Consider the following 21031-nt stretch of genomic DNA (forward strand, 5'->3'; position numbering starts at 1 on the left):
CCTCGCAGCAGAGCTACGAGGTATCTAAAAAAGTTTTAGTTGTTTCTTATGATATCACGAAGCAGAGCTTCGGGGAATTAAACCCTGAGAGATTAATAAGTACAAAATGCAAGTATCTGAAGTTTTGACAAAATCCTTTCCATAAGGAGAAATGTATTCCAATTTTTTTATACTTTTTTAGTAATAACAAAATTTATTTATTCTATTTGGGTACATAATGTATCAAAAACTTTAGCAATTTTGTCTAATATTGCTGGTTTATACTCACTAATATTATTGGATAATTCTAGCTTTTTATTAAATGAGGTTTTGGTAATTTGATTACTTCCATCAAAACTTGATTTTATTGTAATTTCCAACTTACCATGTTTATTACTTTTGCGTATTACTGGTGCAAATGGTTTGACCTAATGATTATTTCTAATATTTCGATGATCTGGTATCCCTCTGGATATAGACTTTTCTAATATTTCTTCAAGGGAAATTTGTGGCATAGATCTATAAACTTCACTTGGAGACGACATATTGCTATTGATTTTTTTATCCCATGCCCTTACTTTCCTTGCCTTAACTGAAGATTGTGCATGATACAATATGTTGTACGCTAGCATTACGAATAACATATAATCCTCATCTTTATTTGGATCATTTGTTTGAAATTTATCCATCAATAATTTTGACTTACCAAATTTAAAAAAAATGCTCAATATCAAACCTTTGTCTATAGCAGGAGTTTCGCACTTAGCAAAATTGTGTATTAGTTAGAAGCCATTTAATGTTGTTCTGAATTGATGTTTTTATAACTTCCCAAGTTTGTTGATATAAAGTAATTTTTTCATTTATCCTCCTTTTGTTCATATCAAGCCATGCCAATACAGCAAGGCAAATATGATTTCTTTGAGCTCGACCCGTGCGTGCCTGACAGCATTCAATACCACAAGTTTGTTTTAATTCTCGATGATAAACTTCTATAGACCAACGTGCCTTAACAATTTTCTCTATTTGCTCACGTGTAGGATTCTCTAAATTAGTTGTTATGTAATCAATGCGACCATTTTTTGCCACAAACTTAAATACCGTAACCCAACCGTATCCACGTAGGTGAATTTTTAGCCCTTCATCGGGAATCTCCAAAGTGTCCAAGCTAACATTACGATTAACTTTTCTATTTTTTCTTAGGTTAGTAACCCATATCCAACCTAAATTACGTATATGTTTTAAATTATCCAAACCACTATACCTAGCATCCATGACTATGGCATCAGGATTGATACCTCTTTCTTTAGCTAAAGTAAGCATATCACAAAAATGCTCGTTCTTTGTTTTGCCATCAGTTTCTTTATCATATATTCTATAATCTACAGGAGTAGATTGATCAATTTGAGTATTGTAATGCAGTAAGTTTACCATTCCTATACCAGGTATAACATCATGTACAGCCCCAGAATATTGATAATTTACAATCTCGATCCTCTTACTGTATTGCTTTGACAATAAGGTGTCATCTCCTACTAATAAACAAGGGGCCTCTAGATCAAGATATTTTGACACTTTGCTATAGATTTCGCTAGGGCGAAAATCCTTACTCTTTAACCATCGACTTGCACTATCGTGCGATAGATCTACTGGGCTTACTTCAGATAATGCTTTGCCAGTATATCTTACACTACTTGCTTGTAAAAATGATTTATATAAATCTTTACTACATTTTGATCTTGTCATTTTTATCTAAAACTATTTTTCTCTAGATTAGCATATTCTTTGCTAAGTGCGAAACTCCTGTATAGTATTCATATACTTCTTTACCACTCATTGTATCTTTTTGTTGACCAGAAACACATAACCATAAATCTCTGTTATATGTCCTATTTCCTGATGCATCTAACACCTTAACCTGAATAAAATTTAGCGGTTTATCAGACATGATATGCTGTTTCTTACCCTTGATTAGATAATTCTTAAATAGTGAAATACTAATTGATATGTTACCATTTTTTGTAGCTTTTACTACAGTTTCTTCTGTATCTGGAATCAGTAAATTATCAGAACTACTACAAGAAATCTTAGCTCCATAAAATCTTTTACGCCCTCTTGTTTTTTGCTCCTCTGTATATATTTTGTCAATACTGCGATTAATTCTTTGGCGGGTTATTGTCACCGTATTTGCTTCATTGTGCAGCGGGTGAATGAAAGATAGAGCGCTATAACCTGCATCACCTACTGTTATATTGAGAGCCTTTTGTGGTATTTGCTTAACAATTTTTATTATTTGTTTGCTACCTTTGCTATACTTATTCTCATCTGATTTTACTCTATTTATAGATATTGGTACAGCCCATTTAGGCTGAGCACCGATGCAAACTACACTATATTCATAACCCGCAACTGGTCGGTTATTAGTATTCTGTCTAATATATGTACGATCAATTGCTGTCTTGGAATCTTTCTTGCTACTCACTGTAGTATCTATTTGTAGTCAGTTTTTACTCTCATTAATCTCTCAGGGTTTAATTCCCCGAAGCTCTGCTTCGTGATATCATAAGAAACCACTAAAACTTTTTTAGATACCTCGTAGCTCTGCTGCGAGGAGCATCATTCAGTTTACTTATTAACTGAAGTTTTGACAAAAATTCTAATTTTTCTGACTAAAGTAAAAATTTATATTTAAAGTTAAATATTTAGTGCTTTTATCAGCTTAAAAGCGATATTTCTACAATTTAAAGTAAATTATTTGATATATAATACAAATTATAGATTGATACACTCGCCACTTTGTTTAATAAAAATTTTTTGTCAAAACTTCAGTTGTATAATCATACACACTAAAACCCCTTTTGTATTTGAGCGTATTGATATCATAACTTATAAGTTTGGCTATCTTTTTGTCAAAACTTCAGAAGTATTAATGAGTAATTAATTATTTATTATGTGAGGGTAACACAACATTATTATAATATCTTTGTTTATAATATATTTTATAATTTTCACTTCTTATATTATTAAACAATTCTTCTTGTTGTTTTTTAATTTGATAGCTTAAGGAATTAGGCTTAATATTACTAGTTTGAAAATTGTCTTCACAAAATTTTAAAAAACCTGATATTAATGTTTCTACTCTATGAGCGTCGGTTTTTCTTTCACTAAATTGCATAGAAAAATTGCTAGGGTTATTATGATCTAAATAAAATTTTCTATATTCTTCATAAATTTTATTTTCTTTTTTAACCTGTTTTTCTGAAAAAGAAAATTTTCTTTCAAATAATTTATGTATTTCGGTGCAATCACTCCAGGGCAATTTTATAGTTTCTTGCTCTATTACTATATCTTGAGTAGTTTCTGTAACTTGAATATCGTTAAAATCGGCATTAATTTTTACTGCACTTACTAATATTACAAAATATATTATTGATTTAATATTCATAAATTTAGTTAATTTTAACTGGGATCGGGACCATAATACTACTTTTATATCTTTTATTACTAGTAAAAAATGGCTTTTTCTGAACTTTATTATTACTGACTACATCCTTATTTACTAAAACGTCCTCACTATTATTTAAGTAACCATGCAATGATGCTTTATAAAGTGCCATATTACTGGCTATTTTTACTACATCCTGTTTATATTTAAAACCCAAAGAATGAGTAGCTGAATGGTAATGGGCTATAGCTTTATGCCAGTTCTTAAGCTGATCATACTTTGAACGTAGAAATTCTGCACCATAACGAATATTATTATTTGGCTCAAACGCTTGGTCAAGAGAGTTAAAAGCCCCTAAATGATGCCTTAAGTTAATCTGCATACATCCAACATCAATACTTTCACGTCCTCTTATAATTTCTTTTCTTACAAAATTTACTGCTTCTCTTTTAGTATTAAAGTAATAACCTTTACCCTCAACATTAACAGTCCAAGGCCATACTACTCTAAGGTTACGAGTTTTATGTTTTTTACCTGACTCTTTTAAAGCAATTGAATGAAGCGTGTTAGACGGGATATTAAATTTTTTTTCAAAATAAGGGAACAGTTTGGAACATTTTAAAGACTCAGCTATTTCAGGATCAGCAATAGCTATGGATGAAAAGAAGATATAAGGAATTGTGAAGATCAATAGCTTAACAAACATTTACCCTAAATTATTTTATTCTGAAGTTTTGACAAAAATTCTAATTTTTCTGACTAAAGTAAAAATTTATATTGAAAGTTAAATATTTAGTGCTTTTATCAGCTTAAAAGCGATATTTCTACAATTTAAAGTAAATTATTGGATATATAATACAAATTATAGATTGATACACTCGCCACTTTTTTTAATCTCTCAGGGTTTAATTCCCCGAAGCTCTGCTTCGTGATATCATAAGAAACAACTAAAACTTTTTTAGATACCTCGTAGCTCTGCTGCGAGGAGCATCATTAAAAATTTTTTGTCAAAACTTCAGTTTATTATTTTTGGATAAGTTAACGTAACATAACTTTTCTAATTAAGCAAGAAAAGTTATATTCTGAAGTTTTGACAAAAATTCTAATTTTTCTGACTAAAGTAAAAATTTATATTGAAAGTTAAATATTTAGTGCTTTTATCAGCTTAAAAGCGATATTTCTACAATTTAAAGTAAATTATTGGATATATAATACAAATTATAGATTGATACACTCGCCACTTTTTTTAATAAAAATTTTTTGTCAAAACTTCAGTATATTACAAAAGACTAAATAATTATTCTAGATTATTGACGCCTGTGTTGCTTTCTACTTCCCCTAAGGTTTTTTAATACTTGCTCTAATTGTTCTAATTCAGAAAATGGATTTGATGCTAAAGGAATATGTCCAGGTAAATAATCGTGGCAAGCCACGGGGAATTGAACCCAACAGGGATTAACTGAAGTTTTGACAAAATCTGACTAACGAATATTAGAATTACCCTCAACGAACATTAAAATTACCTATAAAAAAGAAGTAACTATGGACAGTAAAATCGAATAAAAATTTATTTTTAAATATTTAAATATTATTCGAGAATTACTGATGACATGTACAAATAACCAAGTAGGTATTTTAATGCAAAAGATCAAAAAATATAATCAGATAATTTCTGCTGCAAACCTGAATTCTGGATTAATCTAGGTTTGGAAGTAAGTATTTACAAGGGATAGAAGATACTCTATATAATTTTTAGCAAAAAAACAAGAGTATCCCCATGAAGAAAGATATTACTGCATTATTTTGTTTTGTCGATGATTTTTGTAAAATTAGCGAGCAGTGGATTAATAAATCATTTCTACCATTAATTAATAAAAACCCTACAAGAAAGCCTGAAATAAGCTATTCTGAGCGGCTTTGTTGCATAAATAAGCTTTTGAATATACTGCCCCTAACCCCGCAATGCTAGCCTAGCCAACAGGCACAGAGATAGGTTTACCAATTTCAAACATTTTGTTTAATAAGTGGCATTTAATAGACATTTCTTTTGTCATATTTTGATCATGTCTTGATAGAAACTTACTACCAAAAGAAGTTTTAAATCGAAAGAACGTGTTCTCTACACGCTCCCTTCTACCATAATTATTCTTTACCCTCCATGCTTGGTATCCTTTGTTTTGTTGATATATAACAGCTGCATCTCTCTCAGTTTTATCCCTAAGCGATTGAACTTTTACTGAAGAGTTTGGGGGTCTAATAACTGGTTTTATCTTCTTCTTTCTCAACAATTGATATGTAGATTCACCGTCATACCCTCGATCTCCCAGAAAATCCTTGGCTCTGACATTAGCTATTAGTAGTCCAATCTGTGATCTATCATCTATAGTATGCTCTGTGGTACTATCGGCAAGTATCATACCTTGATCTTCTATAACGATATGTAGCTTTTTCCATATGCGACGCTTATATTGCTTACCATGCTTATTTTCTAGCCATTCGTTCCCTGTGTAGGCTTGTATCCCTGTACTATCCATTGAAATACAACTAAATTCTTTATCTTGATTTCCATGTAAATACCTAAGATCTAATGACTTCATACGCTTACTTAATGTTGTATAGTCTGGACATCTAATAGATAAACCCGATATTTCAAAGAGCCAGTTTATAAAGCCTTGGGTTTGGCGTAACTTAAGACCGAATAAGCATCTGATCTTCAAACACTGTAATATAGCGTGATCACTATAGCGTCTAGGTCTTCCTCGTTTCATTTCCTCTCTGTAATCAGCATACCAGCCAATCGCCAAATCACTGGCAATCATAAAATCTATGCGACCCCTATTGCGTAAAAAATTATTATATTCTGACCAATTCGTTATTTTATATTTAGAATACTTGCGTGATTTACTAAAAGGGGCTTTCTTCCGAGATCTCATATAATCTGGATTATTTTTAATTCAGGACATCTTACCAGATTATCACCACTCTTGCTCTACAAATCTTATTTATGCAACAAAGCCAGACAGTATTAAAGAAAAAATTGATGAGAGATCAGGTTTTGACATTTATGGCTAATTTACCACAATGTTTAGTAGGGATGGAAGCTTGTGGTGGTTCTAGTTATTGGGCAAGAGAAATAACTAAATTAGGGCATGAAGTAAAACTAATGGCACCGCAATTTGTCAAACCATATGTTAAAACTAATAAAAATGATCAAGCAGATGCTGAAGCGATATGTGAAGCCGTGACAAGACCTAATATGAGATTTGTTGCAATTAAAACTATAGAGCAACAAGAAATTTTATCAATACATAGGGTAAGAGAGAGATTGGTAAAAAATCGTACAGCACTTGCTAATGAAATTAGGGGGCTACTACATGAGTTTGGTTTTATTGTTCCTCAAGGCATTAATAAGGTTATCACAAAATTAATTGAGATTTTAGATGCAGGGAAATTAAGCCAGTTAAGTTATCAAACATTTAGTGAACTAAAAGAAGAATTCTTAGATAATAACAGAAAAATAAAAGAGATAGAAAAACGATTAACAATGATAGCAAGTAACCTAACTCAATATCAACGATTAAGAGCTATACCTGGTCTTGGTTTAATTACTGCTACTGCTTTAATAGCATCAATAGGTAATGCTACAAGTTTTGAGAATGGCAGGCAATTATCGGCATGGCTAGGATTAGTGCCAAGACAACATTCAAGTGGTGGGAAGGATAAGCTGCTGGGAATTAGCAAGCGAGGTGATGTATACTTACGCACTTTATTAATTCAAGGGGCTAGAGCTGTACTAAATGCCAAGATAAGATTTACATCGGAAGAACAGAAATCTAAAAAAGATTTTAGCCAATTTACGAAATGGATGTTTAATTTATCTGAGCGAAGTAGCCATAATAAAACGACAGTTGCCATAGCTAATAAGTTGGCAAGAGTGGTGTTTGCTGTACTAAGATCAGGAGATGATTATGTAGAGAGTAAAGTTTGTAGCTAAAGAGTGTGTAGCATAGCACTTATAAGTAAAATAAATGGTGATTTATATAATGAATAGGTAAAAGCAAAACAATATGTAAGAGATTCCAACCCGAAATATGCTTGAGATAATTAATATTGATGGTAAATAAGACAAACCTTAGCTTACAAAAAAACTGCGTTTTTCAGTGGCTCTTTTAGAAGCCGATGGACTGATAAGTATATAGTTTGTAAGCCAGCGAATTCCATCAGGGCTGTAGAATAAATTAGGTTGATTTATCAGCTATAAGCCGGATACATGACTGCATTTGTTTGTTTTTATTATTGATGTTATTTTTTTCTTGCATTCTACAGGAGGTCCATACATGAAAAATCAAGACAAAAAAATGAGTAGTATGTTTTCCTAATTTTTCGATTATCAGGCAGCAATTTGCTGATAATTTTGCATATAATTCAGATATACATTCATAGGCTTTTTATAACCAATACTTGAATGAAATCTGTGATAATTATATTTATTCAGATAATGATCAATCCCCTCTTTTAACTCTTTAACATTGTTAAAATCATTAATAAAGATACAATTATATTTTAAAGTTCTAAAAAACCTTTCTATTACTATATTATCAATACTTCTACCTTTGCCATTCATTGAAATTTGGATATCATGCTCCTTGAGAATATTTATGTGGTCATAACTGGTATATTGGCTACCTTGATCACTATTAAATATCTGTGGAGCGTTATACTTACTGAGAGCTTGTTTCAAGACATCAGTTACAAGAGATGCATCCATAGAATTTGACAGTTTATAGCTCAATATGGCCTTGCTATGCCAATCTATAATAGCTGCCATATACATAAAGCCACCATTAGTTCTAATGTAAGTAATGTCACCACTCCAAACCTCATTCACATTAGGCACATACACTTGCTTTGTTGAGCCAGATTTAGTCCAATATTGATCAAGTAAGTAGCTATAGATCTTATGCTCACTATCGTTTCGAGAAGTAGATGGTAAATTCCAGTATTAATTAAGCCAGATTTATATTTTCTTCCCATACCTCATGGCTTTGTTGCATAAATAAGCTTTTGAATATACTGCCCCTAACCCCGCAATGCTAGCCTAGCCAACAGGCACAGAGATAGGTTTACCAATTTCAAACATTTTGTTTAATAAGTGGCATTTAATAGACATTTCTTTTGTCATATTTTGATCATGTCTTGATAGAAACTTACTACCAAAAGAAGTTTTAAATCGAAAGAACGTGTTCTCTACACGCTCCCTTCTACCATAATTATTCTTTACCCTCCATGCTTGGTATCCTTTGTTTTGTTGATATATAACAGCTGCATCTCTCTCAGTTTTATCCCTAAGCGATTGAACTTTTACTGAAGAGTTTGGGGGTCTAATAACTGGTTTTATCTTCTTCTTTCTCAACAATTGATATGTAGATTCACCGTCATACCCTCGATCTCCCAGAAAATCCTTGGCTCTGACATTAGCTATTAGTAGTCCAATCTGTGATCTATCATCTATAGTATGCTCTGTGGTACTATCGGCAAGTATCATACCTTGATCTTCTATAACGATATGTAGCTTTTTCCATATGCGACGCTTATATTGCTTACCATGCTTATTTTCTAGCCATTCGTTCCCTGTGTAGGCTTGTATCCCTGTACTATCCATTGAAATACAACTAAATTCTTTATCTTGATTTCCATGTAAATACCTAAGATCTAATGACTTCATACGCTTACTTAATGTTGTATAGTCTGGACATCTAATAGATAAACCCGATATTTCAAAGAGCCAGTTTATAAAGCCTTGGGTTTGGCGTAACTTAAGACCGAATAAGCATCTGATCTTCAAACACTGTAATATAGCGTGATCACTATAGCGTCTAGGTCTTCCTCGTTTCATTTCCTCTCTGTAATCAGCATACCAGCCAATCGCCAAATCACTGGCAATCATAAAATCTATGCGACCCCTATTGCGTAAAAAATTATTATATTCTGACCAATTCGTTATTTTATATTTAGAATACTTGCGTGATTTACTAAAAGGGGCTTTCTTCCGAGATCTCATATAATCTGGATTATTTTTAATTCAGGACATCTTACCAGATTATCACCACTCTTGCTCTACAAATCTTATTTATGCAACAAAGCCAGAGATTATAGCTGTTAAAATAACAAAAGCAAATAGAGCTGATTTATCTGTTCTTGAATCTATAACTCAGAAGATAACAGGTAAGGTATTTGGTGATAAAGCATATATTTGTAAAGAGTTATGGTTTAAACTCTATTCTAGAAATTTAAGAATGATAACTAATATTCGCAAGGATATGAAGAATTATTTACTAGAATTAGAAGATAAAGCTATGTTACGTAAACGATCATTAATCAGGACATCTTACCAGATTATCACCGCTCTTTCTCTACAAATCTTATTTATGCAACAAAGCCATCCCTTATCCTAAATTAGCGTTATTACTAAAAAAGTATAAAAAAATTGGAATACATTTCTCCTTATGGAAAGGATTTTGTCAAAACTTCAGTAACAAACCTGCTATACCTCAAAATTAGCTAATCCAGAATTCAGGTTTATAGGACGACGTAGCCAATTTTTCAAATAAAACGAGTATATATCTATACTGAAGTTTTGACAAAAAATTTTTATTAAAAAAAGTGGCGAGTGTATCAATCTATAATTTGTATTATATATCAAATAATTTACTTTAAATTGTATAAATATCGCTTTTAAGCTGATAAAAGCACTAAATATTTAACTTTAAATATAAATTTTTACTTTAGTCAGAAAAATTAGAATTTTTGTCAAAACTTCAGATCTATAGATAAATGAAGGCTAGTTTTACTCGTAGCAAAAAATAGCTAAATTTAAAGTATATATTAAAAAAATATAAAAATTTTGCTGGACTTATAGCCATAATAATTATATAAAATTCAGATGAACATGGGGCTGTAGCTCAGTTGGTTAGAGCACGCCGCTCATAACGGTGTGGTCGTAGGTTCAAGTCCTACCAGCCCCACCACACAAATTTATATGTGTCATCATAGTGGCTTAATCGCAGAACGGCTTTGTTGCGTATGTCAATTTTCTTGTCATTGCAAGGAAATTACGAAGTAATTGACGAAGCAAGGAAATATAAAAAATGCTAACTTATAGCATTTTCTGGATTGCCACGCTCATTTCATTCGCTCGCAATGACGAGTTATATAAAAAATCATTATTAAATTGAATTTAAATGATTAATTTAAAAACACTTTCTTGGTATCTTGCTAAATTATATTTCAAGTGTTTTTGTATTATATTATCTATTTTAATTGGATTATTAATCATATCCAATCTCTTTGATCTCTTACAAAAATTCAAAAACATGTATGTGCCTTTTGATTTTTTTTGGCGATTTATATTATATAAAGTTCCGTATCTTTTGAATCAAGTTTCTGCTTTAATCACCTTTACTTCTATGCTTTTTTTCCTTAGAAACTTAACAAAAGATAATGAATTGACTGCTATATTATCTAGTGGTATTCATATTTGGCAGGTATTGATAATTCCGTGTATCGTGACTTTCATTTTAGGTATAGCCTTTACGACTATATTAAATCCTATCGGGGCTTTAGGCTTACAAAAATATGATTTACTGGAAGCAAAACTTACTAAAAAAATACATAATGAAGCAGTAATATCTAAATCAGGTTTACTATTTTTTGAAGCTTTAAATGGGAAAAATCAAATAATTCAAACACAATTTATTAATATTTCTGAAAAAAAATTAAACAATATTACTGTTTTATTTATTGATAATAACAATAATTTTCTAAAAAGAATTGATGCATTATATGGCATCATTGAAAATAAATCACTACATTTAAACAGGGTCAAAGTTTTTACAAAAGATAGTACCGAAGCACATAACAACTTAACTATACCAACTAATTTATCTGTTAATAGCTTGGTAAATAAGTTCACTCATCCTGAAATGGTTTCCATTTGGAAGCTACCTAAATTAATCGATGAATTATTAAATTCAGGTCTACCTATTACTAATTACCAAGTTTATTATTATAAGCAACTATTTAAACCTGCAATGATGATAGCAACTATAATTTTAGCAAGCTGTTTTATTAGCCTAAAACAACGTGATAACTCGCAAGAAAAAATATTAATATTGGGATTATTTTCAGGTTTTATAGTATATTCATTATCAGAAATATTGCTTAAAGTACTGACCTATAATAATCTATCTTTAATTGCTGCTATTTTGTTACCAAGTATGTTAATATTTTTTATTAGTAACTTTATTATTTTACATTATAAAGAAATTTAAATTATACTCGTTTTATTTGAAAAATTGGCTTCAGCTATTTTAGAAAGCTATATACAAGCAAATTTTGCAGGATTCGCCTGTGCTCACGTACTATTGTGCGCTCCGCAGGCTCACCTTGAAATTCATCTTGTCTCGAACTTTCTAAAATACGCTGAAAATTGTTTTTTGCTGATAATCTGCTACTACATAAGTATACACAAAGGTTTAAGCTTTAAGACGCCTTGCCTTTTTCAAGTAAAACTTTGTCTATAATTAACTTAGCATAGAAGAATTTTTAGCATTTAGAGAGAAAAAGAAAAATGATAATGAAATTTTTGGAAGGGTTTTCTTCCGGTATGGCTATTGATCTTGGTACGGCAAATACTATCGTATATCAAAAAGGACGCGGTATTGTTCTTCGTGAACCTTCAGTAGTTGCATTAATAAAAAAAGATGGCTCTTTTGTGCCTTACGCTTTTGGTCATGAAGCAAAAATGATGCTTGGTCGTACACCAACTGATATTGAAGCTAAGAGACCTTTAAAAGACGGCGTAATTGCTGATTTCAAAGGTGCAGAAGAAATGATTAAGTACTTTATTAAAATGGTACATAATCGTCGTTCTTTTTTTGGTCCAACGATTGTTGTTTGTGTACCGTCAGGCTCTACCCCTGTTGAACGCCGTGCTATTCAAGAAGCAGCAGAAAGTGCAGGTGGTAAGGATGTATATTTAATTGAAGAGCCTATGGCGGCAGCAATTGGTGCGGGGCTTCCTGTAACAGAAGCAACGGGTTCAATGATTGTTGATATCGGCGGCGGTACTACAGAAGTTGCAGTTTTGTCACTAGGTGGCATAGTATATGCAAGGTCCGTAAGAGTCGGTGGTGACAAGATGGATGAAGCGATTATTTCATATATAAGAAGGCATTATAACCTGCTAATTGGTGAGGCTACAGCCGAAAAGATAAAGCAAGAAATAGGTACTGCTTATGTAGATCAAAATGCAGAACCAAGGGTTATGGAAATAAAAGGTCGTGATTTAATTTATGGTATTCCAAAAGAAATGGTATTGAATGAAAGGCAAATTGCTGATAGTCTAATAGAACCGGTAAGTCAAATCGTTGAGGCAGTAAAAGTAGCATTAGAGGCGACGCCTCCCGAATTATCTTCTGATATAGTTGATAAAGGAATAGTGCTAACAGGTGGTGGTTCATTACTTCGAAATCTTGATTTTGTTCTTAGTGAGGCAACAAAATTACCTGTGATAATTGCAGATGATGCACTATCATGTGTAGCACTCGGCACAGGAAAAGCACTTGAAGATTTTACAAAGCTAAAACATGTACTATTTAAACAGGATTAAAGATGGCGATACTTGCGAATAGAGTAAAAAATTCTTCAAGTTCCTTGGAGCTAGTAAGAACTATACTAGTTACTCTTAAACGCTTTTTTTTCATATTTTTTCTTGGATTATCTTTATATTTATTTCTTGTTTCACCTAAAAAAATATCCAATATATCTATTGAAATAACAGGCAGCGTATTATCAGCTGGATTAGTATTGTATGAAAATATATTTGAAAGTGTAAATTCTATAAAACAAACATTCGTTTACTTTCAAGATCTAGAAAAACGAAATATAGAACTTGAGCTTGAAGTAGCAAGGCTCAAGCATCTTCAGAGTGAAGTAGAATCAGTGAGGGCTGAAAATATTGCTCTAAAAGATCTCTTAACAGTTACTGAAGAAGAAGAATTTAAATATGTTACCGCTAAGTTATTAAGCGTGTCTTTTAGTCCTTTTTCTAAAACGGCATTAATTTCTGCTGGTAGAAAACACGGAGTTGAACCTGATCAAATTGTTACGACCAATTCACAAGGATTAGTCGGCAAAGTAATAGAAGTAAGTAATAATTATGCTAAAGTGATGCTAATTAGTGATGTTAACTCTAGAATACCCATTAAAACAAGCTCCTCAAGAGAACAAGGCATTTTAGCCGGTAACAATAACAATAGTAAAATTTTATATCTACCAAATAATCATTTAGTGCAGAAAGATGAAGAGATAATAACTTCTGGTCATGGCAGTACTTACCCAGCGGGTATCTTAGTTGGTTATGTCTCTAAAGTTACAGAAAATGATGTTATAGTTAACATCGCTGCCGATCTATCTAAAACTGAGTTTGTGCAAGTATTATTGCCTAAAGAATAAAAAAAGTAGACGAAGTTTAGTTTGGAAAAGAGCAAGGCATCTCGGAGCTTTTGACCGCAGCGTAGTTTAGTCTACGTGAGGACCAAAAGCGAGAAGTAACGAAGCCAATTTTTCAAAATAAACGAGTATACATGAAAAAAAATATCTTGGTATTATCGCCGAATATATCTGTATAATATGTATTAGTTGACATTTGATCTTACATTTAATCTCTCAGGGTTTAATTCCCCGAAGCTCTGCTTCGTGATATCATAAGAAACAACTAAAACTTTTTTAGATACCTCGTAGCTCTGCTGCGAGGAGCATCATTAAAAATTTTTTGTCAAAACTTCAGTTAGTAAATAGGCAAGGAGAATTGAAGAAAGTGAATAAAATTTTACAACAAGATGGATTCTTTTTTGAAGATTCAGGTAGAGATGTAAAAGTTCCAAAAAGTGCAATAAGTCCTAATGGAAAGCCAAAAAAGTCGATTCTTAAAAGAAGTTAAAATAATATTTTATTCTTATCGTAAAAAAGAAATTTAAAAATTATTTAAAATAGTGTTTGACAACATTCGAAATTATGGATATAAAATCAATCACACAAGGTTTGAAACAAAAAACTTTGTAGCTGTTTAAAAAGTTGATAAAGCTAAAAACTAAATACACCGCGATAATAAAAATTTATATCGTGAGTTAGATACTGAAGAAATTGTAAAATTAATTCTGTATGCATCGTGTAATCTCAAGTAATAAAGCGTAAGTAAATATAATAAGAGCATTTGGTGGATGCCTTGGCATTAGAAGGCGATGAAGGACGTAATACGCTGCGATAAGCTTCGGGGAGCTGCGAATAAGCTTTGATCCGAAGATTTCCGAATGGGGAAACCCACCTAATTTATTAGGTATTGTATAGTGAATACATAGCTATATGAGGCAAACCCAGCGAACTGAAATATCTAAGTAGCTGGAGGAAAGGACATCAACCGAGACTTCGTTAGTAGTGACGAGCGAACGCGGACCAGGCCAGTGGCTTCAAAAAAATAACTAAAACAACATGGAAAGGTTGACCGTAGAGGGTGATAGTCCCGTATAGGTAAAAAGTTTGAAGTCCTTGAGTAAGGCGGGACACGTGAAATCCTGTCTGAACATAGGGGGACCACCCTCTAAGCCTAAGTACTCTCTAGTGACCGATAGTGAACAAGTACCGTGAGGGAAAGGTGAAAAGTACCCCGACAAGGGGAGTGAAATAGTATCTGAAACCAAATGCTTACAAGCAGTCGGAGCAAGCATTTATGTCTTGTGACGGCGTACCTTTTGTATAATGGGTCAGCGACTTAGTTTATCTAGCAAGCTTAAGCCGTTAGGTGTAGGCGTAGCGAAAGCGAGTCTGAATAGGGCGACTGTAGTTAGATGAATTAGACCCGAAACCGAGTGATCTAGCCATGGCCAGGTTGAAAGCGGAGTAAAATCCGCTGAAGGACCGAACCCACTACTGTTGAAAAAGTAGGGGATGAGCTGTGGTTAGGGGTGAAAGGCCAATCAAACTCGGATATAGCTGGTTCTCCGCGAAATCTATTTAGGTAGAGCGTTATAGCGGTTACCATCGGAGGTAGAGCACTGAATGAGCTAGGGGGTCCCACAGACTTACCAAACTCAATCAAACTCCGAATGCCGATGAGTATAGCATAGCAGACAGACTATGGGTGCTAAGGTCCATAGTCGAGAGGGAAAAAGCCCAGACCGCCATCTAAGGTCCCTAAATCATGACTAAGTGTTAAAGGATGTGAGAAGACCAAAACAACTAGGATGTTGGCTTAGAAGCAGCCATCATTTAAAGAAAGCGTAATAGCTCACTAGTCTAAATAAGTTTTCTTGCGCCAACAATGTAACGGGGCTCAAGTCATGTACCGAAGATGCGGATTCACACATTTGGTGTGAGTGGTAGCGGAGCGTTCCGTAAGCCTGTGAAGGTGAACCGTAAGGTTTGCTGGAGGTATCGGAAGTGAGAATGCTGACATAAGTAGCGATAAAGAATGCGAGAAACATTCTCGCCAAAAGTCCAAGGGTTCTTGTGTAAAGTTAATCTGCGCAAGGTTAGTCGGCCCCTAAGGTGAGGCTGAAAGGCGTAATCGATGGGAATCAGGTTAATATTCCTGAACCTGAAGGATGTGACGAAAGTAGTAAGTTGTACAGTCTTATTGGATTGATTGTGCAGCGAATATTTTCCAGGAAATAACACCTTCATTATAGACCGTACCCGAAACCGACACAGGTGGACAGGTAGAGTATACCAAGGCGCTTGAGAGAACGATGCTGAAGGAACTAGGCAAATTGCATCTGTAACTTCGGAAGAAAGATGACCCACATATGGGCAACCATTTGTGGGTGGCACAAGCTAGGGGGTAGCGACTGTTTATTAAAAACACAGGGCTCTGCAAAGTCAATAGACGAAGTATAGGGTCTGACGCCTGCCCAGTGCTGGAAGATTAAGAGGAGGGGTGCAAGCTCTGAATTGAAGTCCCAGTGAACGGCGGCCGTAACTATGACGGTCCTAAGGTAGCGAAATTCCTTGTCGGGTAAGTTCCGACCCGCACGAATGGCGTAACGATTTCCCCGCTGTCTCCAGTATCGACTCAGCGAAATTGAATTCTCCGTGAAGATGCGGAGTTCCCGCGGTCAGACGGAAAGACCCCGTGAACCTTTACTATAGCTTTGCACTGGTGTTAGGAATCAAATGTGCAGGATAGGTGGGAGACTATGAAGCAGAGGCGTCAGCCTTTGTGGAGTCACCCTTGAGATACCACCCTTGTGGTTCTTGGCATCTAACCGAGATCCTTGAATCAGGATCCGAGACAATGCATGGTGGGTAGTTTGACTGGGGCGGTCGCCTCCCAAAGAGTAACGGAGGTGCACGATGGTTAGCTCAGGTTGGTCGGAAATCAACTTTTAGAGTGCAATGGCATAAGCTAGCCTGACTGCGAGTCTGACAAGACGAGCAGAGACGAAAGTCGGTCATAGTGATCCGGTGGTCCCGAGTGGAAGGGCCATCGCTCAACGAATAAAAGGTACTCCGGGGATAACAGGCTGATGATTTCCAAGCGTCCATAGCGACGAAATCGTTTGGCACCTCGATGTCGGCTCATCACATCCTGGGGCTGGAGAAGGTCCCAAGGGTTCGGCTGTTCGCCGATTAAAGTGGTACGTGAGCTGGGTTTAGAACGTCGTGAGACAGTTCGGTCCCTATCTGCCGTGGGTGTAGGAAGTTTGAGAGGATCTGCCTTTAGTACGAGAGGACCGAGGTGGACGTACCCCTGGTGGACCAGTTGTCGTGCCAACGGCACAGCTGGATAGCTAAGTACGGAAGGGATAACCGCTGAATGCATCTAAGAAGGAAACCCACCTCAAAACTAGACTTCCCCATTAGAGCCGTGGAAGACCACCACGTTGATAGGTCAGGTGTGGAAGCACAGTAATGTGTGTAGCTAACTGATACTAATAGCTCGATTGATTTACTTTGCTGTGAGATTACACATGTATATGGTGTTTATTCTATAATATGTCAGTATCAACTCACAAAGTTATCAGGTTAAAATAGCTTTATCAATTAATAAAGTGTTGTTGCATGATTGTCATCCCGTGGCTTTATTTATATGTCATTCCTGCGAAAGCAGGAATCTAGTAAAATATAATGTTGTCCTGTGGTTTGTCCGTAGGATTTCCGGATATAAATTGTGATATAAAAATTTCTTTAAGTCACGCAACAACACTAACAGCAAACCAATACAAATCTACTATTTAAAAAGTTTGTATTGCTAGCTTGGTGGTTATAGCATGAGTGAAACACACGATCCCATCCCGAACTCGAACGTGAAACCTCATAGCACTAATGGTACTGTGTCATAAGGCATGGGAGAGTAAGTCGCTGCCAAGCTTGCAATGCAAATTTTTTAATCTCTCAGGGTTTAATTCCCCGAAGCTCTGCTTCGTGATATCATAAGAAACAACTAAAACTTTTTTAGATACCTCGTAGCTCTGCTGCGAGGAGCATCATTAATAAGTTTATCTTGTCTTACTTTCACTACTAAACAGTCTATCCGCCAAAAACACTTCAAATCCTGATCATTTGTAATGGGATAGAGTTTTGACAACAAATTGCTAAGATTTTCAATAAAAATTAATAAGTTATGTTAATTTTTACTGATACATTTCTGTGTTGGTCTAATTTTGATATGGAGCTATTGTTAACGATTTTTTATCGTTCATCTAGTTTTTGCATGATGATATTTTTGATTTATGTGGAGTTAGACACGATTTGTAAATGATTTGCAATGCATCGTAAATTCAAACCAATAGCAGAGATTATTGGATTGATAATATCTCCTATCATACCTTTCAAGAAGTTTCTACCCATCCGACCATATTGCTTTAAGTGACCTATTATTGGTTCTATGGCACTGCGTCTCTTGATCATAGACTTGTCCTCTTGTAACAACTTCTTCCGCGTTTTTGGGGTATATACCTTACTCTTCTCCTTTACATTGCTACCACTATACCCAAGATCAACAAATGATTTCTTTATCTTGATTCCAGTGACACTCTCTACTGCTTCAAAGCTCTGATGCAATGTATGACCATCATAAGGATTATTATGAAACGATTTTGCGGATAAAACAAAATTTCTACGACCACTTACTACTACCGCTACTTTATTGCCAAACTCATATGGCTTGTTGCGTTTTCCCTTTCCTATACACTCTACTTCAGGGGCATGAAAACTATATAATACTTTGTTATCTTCTTTATATTGCTTTTTAGCTTCTCTTTTTAAAACAGATTGGTTATGTATTTGTTTTATTTTTTGCAATACTTCTTGATTTTTGAGAGACAAGTTTAATTGCTTATTTTTGATCTCACGCTCACATACTCTAATCAAACGACCCAGTAATATTTTTAAATGCTTCATTATTTTCCAACGCTTCTTGGCTTTACTATGTTCTTTATATTTCCATAGCTTTACTATATCGCGTTTATAGGTTCTAGCGTATGTTTCATTCAAATGTATACCCAAACTGTTGCAAAGCTTTACTATGCTAAGCCTAGCTTTATCCATTAAATAAACATCGTGTGGGTGTTTGATATTCTTAATTTGTACAGTCGTATCAGCGATGATTAATTCCAAATCTTTTTTTTTAATTGTGTTAGTTTTTATCCCAACCCTGATCAACTCCGATAATATCTCATTATATCCAGCTTCACCTAATACACTACGAAACCGTCGTATACTAGTTTCCGAGATAGCTATGTCTTTTTCTATATATTCCCACCCGCAGAAATACTGCCAATACATATTCTCTTTTAGCTCTTCCTCTGATAATGAATCTGAAAAATTATACATTGCTTGTAGCATCGTTATGCCAAGCATCACTCTATGACATTTTCTATTTCTACCAAATTTCTTAATACAAACATTTTTTGATAACCACTCTTCGAGCCTAGACCAATTTATTAATTCTCTTAATTTATATAGCTTATTATTTGGGTTTAATTCTTCTTTTAATTTATAACCAAACAGTTTCCCTTGTTCTTGCGATTTGATAATGTTGTCTATTGGCATTGACTGAAATCCATAAGGTTTATGACCATATTTTATCATTTTCTTACGGATTGTTGTATTACTTCTTGTCTTAAAACCATATTATCTATAAGGCTTGTAGAGTTTTGGCGGACGGACTAAACAGTCAAAATATACTATAGGGTATACTGATTCAAGAGGTCTACTCTGCCAAATCTTGACCTCATCTATTACTTCATCTGTAATCCTGCTGATTACTGAAGTTTTGACAAAATCCTTTCCATAAGGAGAAATGTATTCCAATTTTTTTATACTTTTTTAGTAATAACAAAATTTATTTATTCTATTTGGGTACATAATGTCAGGAGTTTCGCACTTAGCAAATAATATGCTAATCTAGAGAAAAATAGTTTTAGATAAAAATGACAAGATCAAAATGTAGCAAAGATTTATATAAATCATTCTTACAAGCAAGTAGTGTAAGATATACTAGCAAAGCATTATCTGAAGTAAGTCCATTAGATCTATCGCACGATAGTGCAAGTCGATGGTTAAAGAGTAAGGATTTTCGCCCTAGCGAAATCTATAGCAAAGTGTCAAAATATATTGATCTGGAAGATCCTTGTTTATTAGTGGGAGATGACACCTTATTGTCAAAGCAATACAGTAAGAGGATCGAGCTTGTAAATTATCAATATTCTGGGGCTGTACATGATGTTATACCTGGTATAGGAATGGTAAACTTACTGCATTACAATACTCAAATTGATCAATCTACTCCTGTAGATTATAGAATATATGATAAAGAAACTGATGGTAAAACAAAGAACGAGCATTTTTGTGATATGCTTACTTTAGCTAAAGAAAGAGGTATCAAGCCTGATGCTATAGTTATGGATGCTTGGTATAGTGGTTTGGATAATTTAAAACATATACGTAATTTAGGTTGGATATGGGTTACCAACCTAAGAAAAAATAGAAAAGTTAATCGTAATGTTAGCTTGGAAACTTTAGAGATTCCCGATGAAGGGCTAAAAATTCACCTACGTGGATACGGTTGGGTTACGGTATTTAAGTTTGTGGCAAAAAATGGTCGCATTGATTACATAACAACTAATTTAGAGAATCCTACACGTGAGCAAATAGAGAAAATTGTTAAGGCGCGTTGGTCTATAGAAGTTTATCATCGAGAATTGAAACAAACTTGTGGTATTGAATGCTGTCAGGCACGCACGGGTCGAGCTCAAAGAAATCATATTTGCCTTGCTGTATTGGCCTGGCTTGATATGAACAAAAGGAGGATAAATGAAAACATTACTTTATATCAACAAACTTGGGAAGTTATAAAAACATCAATTCAGAACAACATTAAATGGCTTCTAACTAATACACAATTTTGCTAAGTGCGAAACTCCTGAATGTGTCAAAAACTGTAGCAATTTTGTCTAATATTGCTGGTTTATACTTACTAATATTATTTGGTAATTCTAGCTTTGTATTAAATGAGGTTTTGGTAGAGTCTTGTGCAATGATTGTGTAAAT

At 34.0% G+C, this 21031-nt stretch carries 16 protein-coding genes, 1 tRNA gene, 2 rRNA genes and 4 pseudogenes; 12 read left to right on the forward strand and 11 right to left on the reverse strand.

From position 1 onward, the window contains the following. Nucleotides 1-197: 197 nt before the first annotated feature. From AAHI98_RS09500 to AAHI98_RS09525, 6 genes are all read right to left on the reverse strand, one after another. Entirely contained in the window at nucleotides 198-359 is a 162-nt protein-coding gene (locus AAHI98_RS09500) for a hypothetical protein (protein ID WP_342225734.1), read from the reverse strand. 48 nt (nucleotides 360-407) lie between these two features. Further along, entirely contained in the window at nucleotides 408-668 is a 261-nt protein-coding gene (locus tag AAHI98_RS09505; protein ID WP_342225735.1) for a hypothetical protein, read from the reverse strand. A gap of 73 nt (nucleotides 669-741) precedes the next feature. After that, on the reverse strand, nucleotides 742-1722 hold the full coding sequence (locus AAHI98_RS09510) for an IS701 family transposase (protein ID WP_342225736.1): 981 nt from the start codon (nucleotides 1720-1722) through the stop codon (nucleotides 742-744). A gap of 22 nt (nucleotides 1723-1744) precedes the next feature. Then, nucleotides 1745-2458: a hypothetical protein gene (locus tag AAHI98_RS09515; protein WP_342225737.1), complete on the reverse strand. Its 714-nt coding sequence runs from the start codon at nucleotides 2456-2458 to the stop codon at nucleotides 1745-1747. Between the two features lie 459 nt (nucleotides 2459-2917). Continuing rightward, nucleotides 2918-3421: a DUF2532 domain-containing protein gene (locus tag AAHI98_RS09520; RefSeq protein WP_342225738.1), complete on the reverse strand. Its 504-nt coding sequence runs from the start codon at nucleotides 3419-3421 to the stop codon at nucleotides 2918-2920. Nucleotides 3422-3425: 4 nt separating this feature from the next. After that, complete coding sequence (locus tag AAHI98_RS09525) at nucleotides 3426-4127, reverse strand: lytic transglycosylase domain-containing protein (RefSeq protein ID WP_342225739.1); 702 nt, start codon at nucleotides 4125-4127, stop codon at nucleotides 3426-3428. A gap of 1071 nt (nucleotides 4128-5198) precedes the next feature. Here AAHI98_RS09525 and AAHI98_RS09530 point away from each other — a divergent pair. Next, a pseudogene (locus AAHI98_RS09530) lies at nucleotides 5199-5348 on the forward strand (IS982 family transposase); the annotation flags it as partial. A 43-nt stretch (nucleotides 5349-5391) separates the two neighbouring features. On the opposite strand, the gene AAHI98_RS09535 reads toward AAHI98_RS09530, so the two are convergent. Beyond that, a complete protein-coding gene (locus AAHI98_RS09535; protein WP_342224734.1) occupies nucleotides 5392-6354 on the reverse strand; it encodes an IS5 family transposase in 963 nt (320 codons plus the stop codon). 89 nt (nucleotides 6355-6443) lie between these two features. Between AAHI98_RS09535 and AAHI98_RS09540 the strand changes: the two are divergent. Next, nucleotides 6444-7415, forward strand: a pseudogene (locus AAHI98_RS09540) (IS110 family RNA-guided transposase); the annotation flags it as partial. A gap of 396 nt (nucleotides 7416-7811) precedes the next feature. Here AAHI98_RS09540 and AAHI98_RS09545 read toward each other — a convergent pair. Both AAHI98_RS09545 and AAHI98_RS09550 read right to left on the reverse strand, forming a co-directional pair. Next, a pseudogene (locus AAHI98_RS09545) lies at nucleotides 7812-8405 on the reverse strand (IS3 family transposase); the annotation flags it as partial. Between the two features lie 114 nt (nucleotides 8406-8519). Then, the gene (locus AAHI98_RS09550; protein ID WP_342224734.1) at nucleotides 8520-9482 is read right to left on the reverse strand and encodes an IS5 family transposase; all 963 of its coding nucleotides are present in this window, start codon (nucleotides 9480-9482) and stop codon (nucleotides 8520-8522) included. Nucleotides 9483-9549: 67 nt separating this feature from the next. Here AAHI98_RS09550 and AAHI98_RS18170 point away from each other — a divergent pair, with 67 nt between their 5' ends. The 8 genes from AAHI98_RS18170 (at nucleotide 9550) to rrf (ending at nucleotide 17848) form a co-directional block, all read left to right on the forward strand. Next, nucleotides 9550-9876, forward strand: a complete 327-nt coding sequence (locus tag AAHI98_RS18170; RefSeq protein ID WP_410526245.1) for a transposase — start codon at nucleotides 9550-9552, stop codon at nucleotides 9874-9876. A 496-nt stretch (nucleotides 9877-10372) separates the two neighbouring features. Next, nucleotides 10373-10449: transfer RNA gene (locus AAHI98_RS09555), tRNA-Ile, on the forward strand. Between the two features lie 213 nt (nucleotides 10450-10662). Further along, nucleotides 10663-11751: an LptF/LptG family permease gene (locus AAHI98_RS09560; RefSeq protein ID WP_342225741.1), complete on the forward strand. Its 1089-nt coding sequence runs from the start codon at nucleotides 10663-10665 to the stop codon at nucleotides 11749-11751. A 299-nt stretch (nucleotides 11752-12050) separates the two neighbouring features. Then, nucleotides 12051-13091 (forward strand): rod shape-determining protein, encoded by a 1041-nt coding sequence (locus AAHI98_RS09570; protein WP_341788708.1) that lies wholly within the window; start codon nucleotides 12051-12053, stop codon nucleotides 13089-13091. Nucleotides 13092-13093: 2 nt separating this feature from the next. After that, nucleotides 13094-13936, forward strand: a complete 843-nt coding sequence (mreC, locus tag AAHI98_RS09575) for a rod shape-determining protein MreC (RefSeq protein ID WP_342225742.1) — start codon at nucleotides 13094-13096, stop codon at nucleotides 13934-13936. Nucleotides 13937-14255: 319 nt separating this feature from the next. Beyond that, nucleotides 14256-14423: a hypothetical protein gene (locus AAHI98_RS09580; RefSeq protein WP_342225743.1), complete on the forward strand. Its 168-nt coding sequence runs from the start codon at nucleotides 14256-14258 to the stop codon at nucleotides 14421-14423. 252 nt (nucleotides 14424-14675) lie between these two features. Beyond that, nucleotides 14676-17434: ribosomal RNA gene (locus AAHI98_RS09585) — 23S ribosomal RNA — on the forward strand. Nucleotides 17435-17733: 299 nt separating this feature from the next. Beyond that, a 5S ribosomal RNA gene (gene rrf, locus AAHI98_RS09590) occupies nucleotides 17734-17848 on the forward strand. 360 nt (nucleotides 17849-18208) lie between these two features. On the opposite strand, the gene AAHI98_RS09595 is transcribed toward rrf, so the two are convergent. Together AAHI98_RS09595 and AAHI98_RS09600 are read right to left on the reverse strand one after the other, a co-directional pair. Next, nucleotides 18209-19570, reverse strand: coding sequence for an IS5 family transposase (locus AAHI98_RS09595; RefSeq protein ID WP_342224717.1), 1362 nt, complete (start codon nucleotides 19568-19570; stop codon nucleotides 18209-18211). Between the two features lie 78 nt (nucleotides 19571-19648). Further along, a pseudogene (locus AAHI98_RS09600) lies at nucleotides 19649-19774 on the reverse strand (transposase); the annotation flags it as partial. Nucleotides 19775-19911: 137 nt separating this feature from the next. Here AAHI98_RS09600 and AAHI98_RS09605 point away from each other — a divergent pair. Both AAHI98_RS09605 and AAHI98_RS09610 read left to right on the forward strand, forming a co-directional pair. Then, entirely contained in the window at nucleotides 19912-20892 is a 981-nt protein-coding gene (locus tag AAHI98_RS09605; RefSeq protein ID WP_342224656.1) for an IS701 family transposase, read from the forward strand. Continuing rightward, nucleotides 20886-21029: a hypothetical protein gene (locus AAHI98_RS09610; RefSeq protein WP_342225744.1), complete on the forward strand. Its 144-nt coding sequence runs from the start codon at nucleotides 20886-20888 to the stop codon at nucleotides 21027-21029. The genes AAHI98_RS09605 and AAHI98_RS09610 overlap by 7 nt, the downstream gene beginning before the upstream one ends. Nucleotides 21030-21031 lie beyond the last annotated feature (2 nt).

The organism is Rickettsia endosymbiont of Urophora cardui (assembly GCF_964030725.1).
Taxonomy (GTDB): Bacteria; Pseudomonadota; Alphaproteobacteria; order Rickettsiales; family Rickettsiaceae; genus Rickettsia.

What these genes read in the sequence shown, in the direction of transcription:
- AAHI98_RS09505 (WP_342225735.1), bottom strand. Translation starts at nt 668, where the DNA reads ATGGATAAATTTCAAACAAATGATCCAAATAAAGATGAGGATTATATG.
- AAHI98_RS09510 (WP_342225736.1), bottom strand. Translation starts at nt 1,722, where the DNA reads ATGACAAGATCAAAATGTAGTAAAGATTTATATAAATCATTTTTACAA.
- AAHI98_RS09520 (WP_342225738.1), bottom strand. Translation starts at nt 3,421, where the DNA reads ATGAATATTAAATCAATAATATATTTTGTAATATTAGTAAGTGCAGTA.
- AAHI98_RS09525 (WP_342225739.1), bottom strand. Translation starts at nt 4,127, where the DNA reads ATGTTTGTTAAGCTATTGATCTTCACAATTCCTTATATCTTCTTTTCA.
- AAHI98_RS09535 (WP_342224734.1), bottom strand. Translation starts at nt 6,354, where the DNA reads ATGAGATCTCGGAAGAAAGCCCCTTTTAGTAAATCACGCAAGTATTCT.
- AAHI98_RS09550 (WP_342224734.1), bottom strand. Translation starts at nt 9,482, where the DNA reads ATGAGATCTCGGAAGAAAGCCCCTTTTAGTAAATCACGCAAGTATTCT.
- AAHI98_RS09560 (WP_342225741.1), top strand. Translation starts at nt 10,663, where the DNA reads ATGATTAATTTAAAAACACTTTCTTGGTATCTTGCTAAATTATATTTC.
- AAHI98_RS09570 (WP_341788708.1), top strand. Translation starts at nt 12,051, where the DNA reads ATGATAATGAAATTTTTGGAAGGGTTTTCTTCCGGTATGGCTATTGAT.
- mreC (WP_342225742.1), top strand. Translation starts at nt 13,094, where the DNA reads ATGGCGATACTTGCGAATAGAGTAAAAAATTCTTCAAGTTCCTTGGAG.
- AAHI98_RS09595 (WP_342224717.1), bottom strand. Translation starts at nt 19,570, where the DNA reads ATGATAAAATATGGTCATAAACCTTATGGATTTCAGTCAATGCCAATA.
- AAHI98_RS09605 (WP_342224656.1), top strand. Translation starts at nt 19,912, where the DNA reads ATGACAAGATCAAAATGTAGCAAAGATTTATATAAATCATTCTTACAA.